The 3,390-nt window shown below is 65.8% G+C and carries 2 protein-coding genes; one reads left to right on the plus strand and one right to left on the minus strand.

Translation table 11 applies throughout. From position 1 onward, the window contains the following. The first annotated feature begins 164 nt into the window (after positions 1–164). Positions 165–1,490 carry a hypothetical protein gene (locus tag CLV70_RS38705; protein ID WP_106131580.1) on the plus strand — a complete coding sequence of 442 codons (1,326 nt, stop codon included), beginning with the start codon at positions 165–167 and terminating at the stop codon, positions 1,488–1,490. 76 nt (positions 1,491–1,566) lie between these two features. Here CLV70_RS38705 and CLV70_RS38710 read toward each other — a convergent pair whose 3' ends face one another. Continuing rightward, positions 1,567–3,123, minus strand: a complete 1,557-nt coding sequence (locus CLV70_RS38710; protein WP_146164362.1) for a hypothetical protein — start codon at positions 3,121–3,123, stop codon at positions 1,567–1,569. Positions 3,124–3,390: the final 267 nt, after the last annotated feature.

Consider the following 3,390-nt stretch of genomic DNA (forward strand, 5'->3'; position numbering starts at 1 on the left):
GCAATCACAAGTTTCCCCTGCCAGAGAGGCACTTCCGTCTATTTACACGCCGGTCGGGCCCACCAGTTGATGATCACCGTGAATCACCCGGGCTAATGCCGGTCCCCGGCCGGGTCACTCGGGCGAAAGACCGTTTCCGGGCGGTTGATCCATACGTAAGGTCGGTGACCGTCATCGATGCAACCGAGGAGGACGCCCTGCTCCCGTCCCGGAACGACGAGACGACCCGCGCCCGTGTGGCCGGCCTGTGCCGCAACCCCGCTCTTCCGGAGAGCCTGGTGCTGCGGCTGGTGGACCACCCCGCCGCCGACATCGTCAGCCTCATGTACCACCGCCGCACGTGGTCCGACGAACTCTTCGACGTCCTCGCCGCCCACCCGAACGTCACCGTCCGGGACCAACTCGCCATGTCGCCCGGCGCCACCACCGAGCAGCGCGTCAGATTGGTCGACGATCCTGATTTGTGCGTCCTGATGACGCTCCTCGAAGGTCTGTGGACCACGAGCTCGGAGCCGCTGCCGGCGTGGGCGTACCGGAAACTGGCCGCGGATCCCCGCCTGAAACGCATACTGCACAGTTACAGCCCGGTAGGCCTTCCCGCTGCCGCGGCCGCCCTGGCCGACGCCGAGGACGAAGAGCTCGCCGCCTGGGCGCGTACCCCGCGAGGGTCGGAGCCGATGACCGCCGACCGCGCCCGGTCGATCGCCGCCGACGGCTCGGTCTGGGAGAAGGCGGAAATCGCCCTCGACCCGAACCTGCCCGCCGACGTGCTCACGGCCCTGATGGAGGACCAGGATCCGACGGTACGCAAGTACGTCACGATGCGCCCCGACCTCACCGAACAGCAGCGTACCGAGATCGGCTACGAGGTGTCCCCCCACAACCGCCTGCCCCGGCTCCCCTGGGTCATCGAAGCCGTCGGCGACCAGCTGCAGAGCTGCGTCTCCTCCTCCCACCCCGGTATCCGCCGAAGCGCGGCCTGCAGCAAGAACCTGACTGCCGACCAGATCGCGACCCTGGCCGCCGACGACGACTTCCCGGTCCGGCTCCTCCTCTGCGAGAACCAGCACGACGTACCGACCGACCTCGTCGTCCGCACCTACCTCGAGAACCGGGGTGTCAACCGCGGCGAAGTCCTGTCGAACCCGGCGATCCGCAACGCCGACCTGACCGGCTATGCGAACTCACCGGAATGGGGCGCCCGCGCCCTCGTCGTCCTTGATCGCCAGGCGCCCCCGGCCCTGATCGAACGCCTCAGCCGAGACGAACACCCGGGCGTCCGGTATTGGGTCGCCAGCGACCCACGCCTGTCCCCGGACCGGCTGCTGGAGCTGCTCAACGACCCGGAAACCGCCGGCGCCGCCGCCGCCAACCCCACCCTGCCCCGAGAAATCATGGAGGCGATCATCGACGCCACCGATCCCCGGGACCCCATCGGTAGCCACGCACCTGGTGCCGGGCCACACGCTCCGATCGCCGCAGCCTCATGAGCTGACCCATCGGTCGGACCACTGCCGGGAACGCGAAAGGCGTTCCCGGCAGTTCTATTTCGGCGAAGGCGCCACATCACATGGCGCGTGCGGGCGCGGCCGACTGGCTTGCCCCCTGCCTAGACACATGCGGGGCCGAGTTCGACCGGTTCGATGCGTCGGCGGGCCGCTGACCGACTCCCGTCGTACTACTGACGCCCGCCGCCGCTGCGAATCCATGTTGCGACGATGCCTTGTACGTAGCGTAATCCACCCTATCCACGCCCTGGTGTGATCCCGGCTTGTACCCAGCCTCTAGCACGATCCCGTTCTGGCGATATCTGACGTCTCTCCTGTCCAGATCCATGGGCCTGGTTCCGGGCAACGGTTGATCGAAAATGACACCGTCGCCCGGGGAAACGTGTCCGATATTCACCTTCTGTCGGTCGACTTCTCTCAGATTGTCCCACCGCTCAGGAACAATATTGGGATCCCGTCCGTCGAATATCTCACCCGTCGGCGCCTCGAGCGCGACGTCGATATGGGCGCGATCCACCTCGCGCAAATTTCCGTGCGGGGACCGATATCCCATCGCCTCGGCCTGCTCCGGGGTGTACAGGTGGTGGCCGTTCTCCGGGACGTAACGACTGTCAATAGACCCGTCGACCTTCGACATTCCGTCGAGTTTCTTGGAGCTGACCTCGTCGCCACTGTAGATCCGCGCATCGGACGACATGAATCTCGAGTCCGGATCCAGGAGCTCGCGCCGCCGGCCATCGGCCGCGCTGGAGTAGTATTTACCGTCGGGTTCGGCATAGGCGATTTTCGCCTGACTCATGTCGATCGGCCGCAGCTCGATGTCGGACCTGTCGAAATGTTGCGCCTCCTGAGAGGTGAACACTTGCCTGTCCGGCGTCACGAAACCGATTTTAGCCGCATTCGCGTCGATCCTGACCAGCGCGCGCTTACCATCGCTGTCGAGGGCGCCGAACTCTTCCGGAGTCAGGATCTTGCCGTCCTTCGCTACATAGCGAAGATCGACATCGCTTCGACGGACCGGACTCGTGGTGGTGACGGGTTCATTCCACTGCCCCGAATGTGTCTGCGGTTCGTCGTAAATTTTTCCTGCGCTATCTCGATGCAGTTGAAATTCTGCCGGATACGGGTTATTCGTGCCGAAGTCGAGATTCGCCGGAACCTCTGGCGACGGAATCCTCGGTGACTGCGCGGGCTGGTCCCCGCCGAGCCGGCCCGCGGAGGCGGCACTGAGGCCGCCGAACTGGTTGGCGCGCCATTGCGCGGCGAATTGCTCTGTGAAGAGCCGCGAGTCGGCGAACTGCGAGCCGAAGAAGCGACCCGTTTCGGGGGCTGGGCTTCTGGCCGCGCCGAACTCGGGGTGGGCGCCGGCAGCCCACGCCGCGGCGGCGCTGGACGGGGCTGGGGAAGCGGCGTAGGCAGGAGGGTCAACGGGAGGGGGGTTAACGGGAGGGGGTTTAACGGAGTAAGCAGGAGGGGGTTCAAGATAGGGTGCAGCCGCTTCACCCGGGACGGGTTGAGGCACGGCAGCCTGTCGCCGCAGCCTCACGGTACGCATGAGCCTGTCCCACATTCGCTGCCACCACGGACGACTCGCTGCAGGCGGCAGATTGGCCATGGCAACTCCCCAGTTCAATGACTTCGTGCGACCGGCGGCCGGCCCGGCACGTCCACGCGGGCAGACGCCCTCGTGGATTCACGCATCCCAGTAACGGGATCAGGGCCCCACCGGTTCACGGACTCAAGAGTCCTTCTCACAGGCCGGTGCGGTGAAGGCTTGTTATTGCCCGCACGGGAAATGCGCAGCGTTGCTGTAGATTGCGACCATGGGTGCGGACGAAGAGCTCGCCGAGCGGCTCCGGCAGTCCATCAGCCGTTTCGTTCG

This window comes from Pseudosporangium ferrugineum (genome assembly GCF_003002065.1).
In the GTDB taxonomy this organism is placed as follows: domain Bacteria; phylum Actinomycetota; class Actinomycetes; order Mycobacteriales; family Micromonosporaceae; genus Actinoplanes; species Actinoplanes ferrugineus_A.

Excerpts from the sequence above, each read along its gene's own strand:
- CLV70_RS38710 (WP_146164362.1), bottom strand. The coding sequence starts at position 3,123 with ATGGCCAATCTGCCGCCTGCAGCGAGTCGTCCGTGGTGGCAGCGAATG.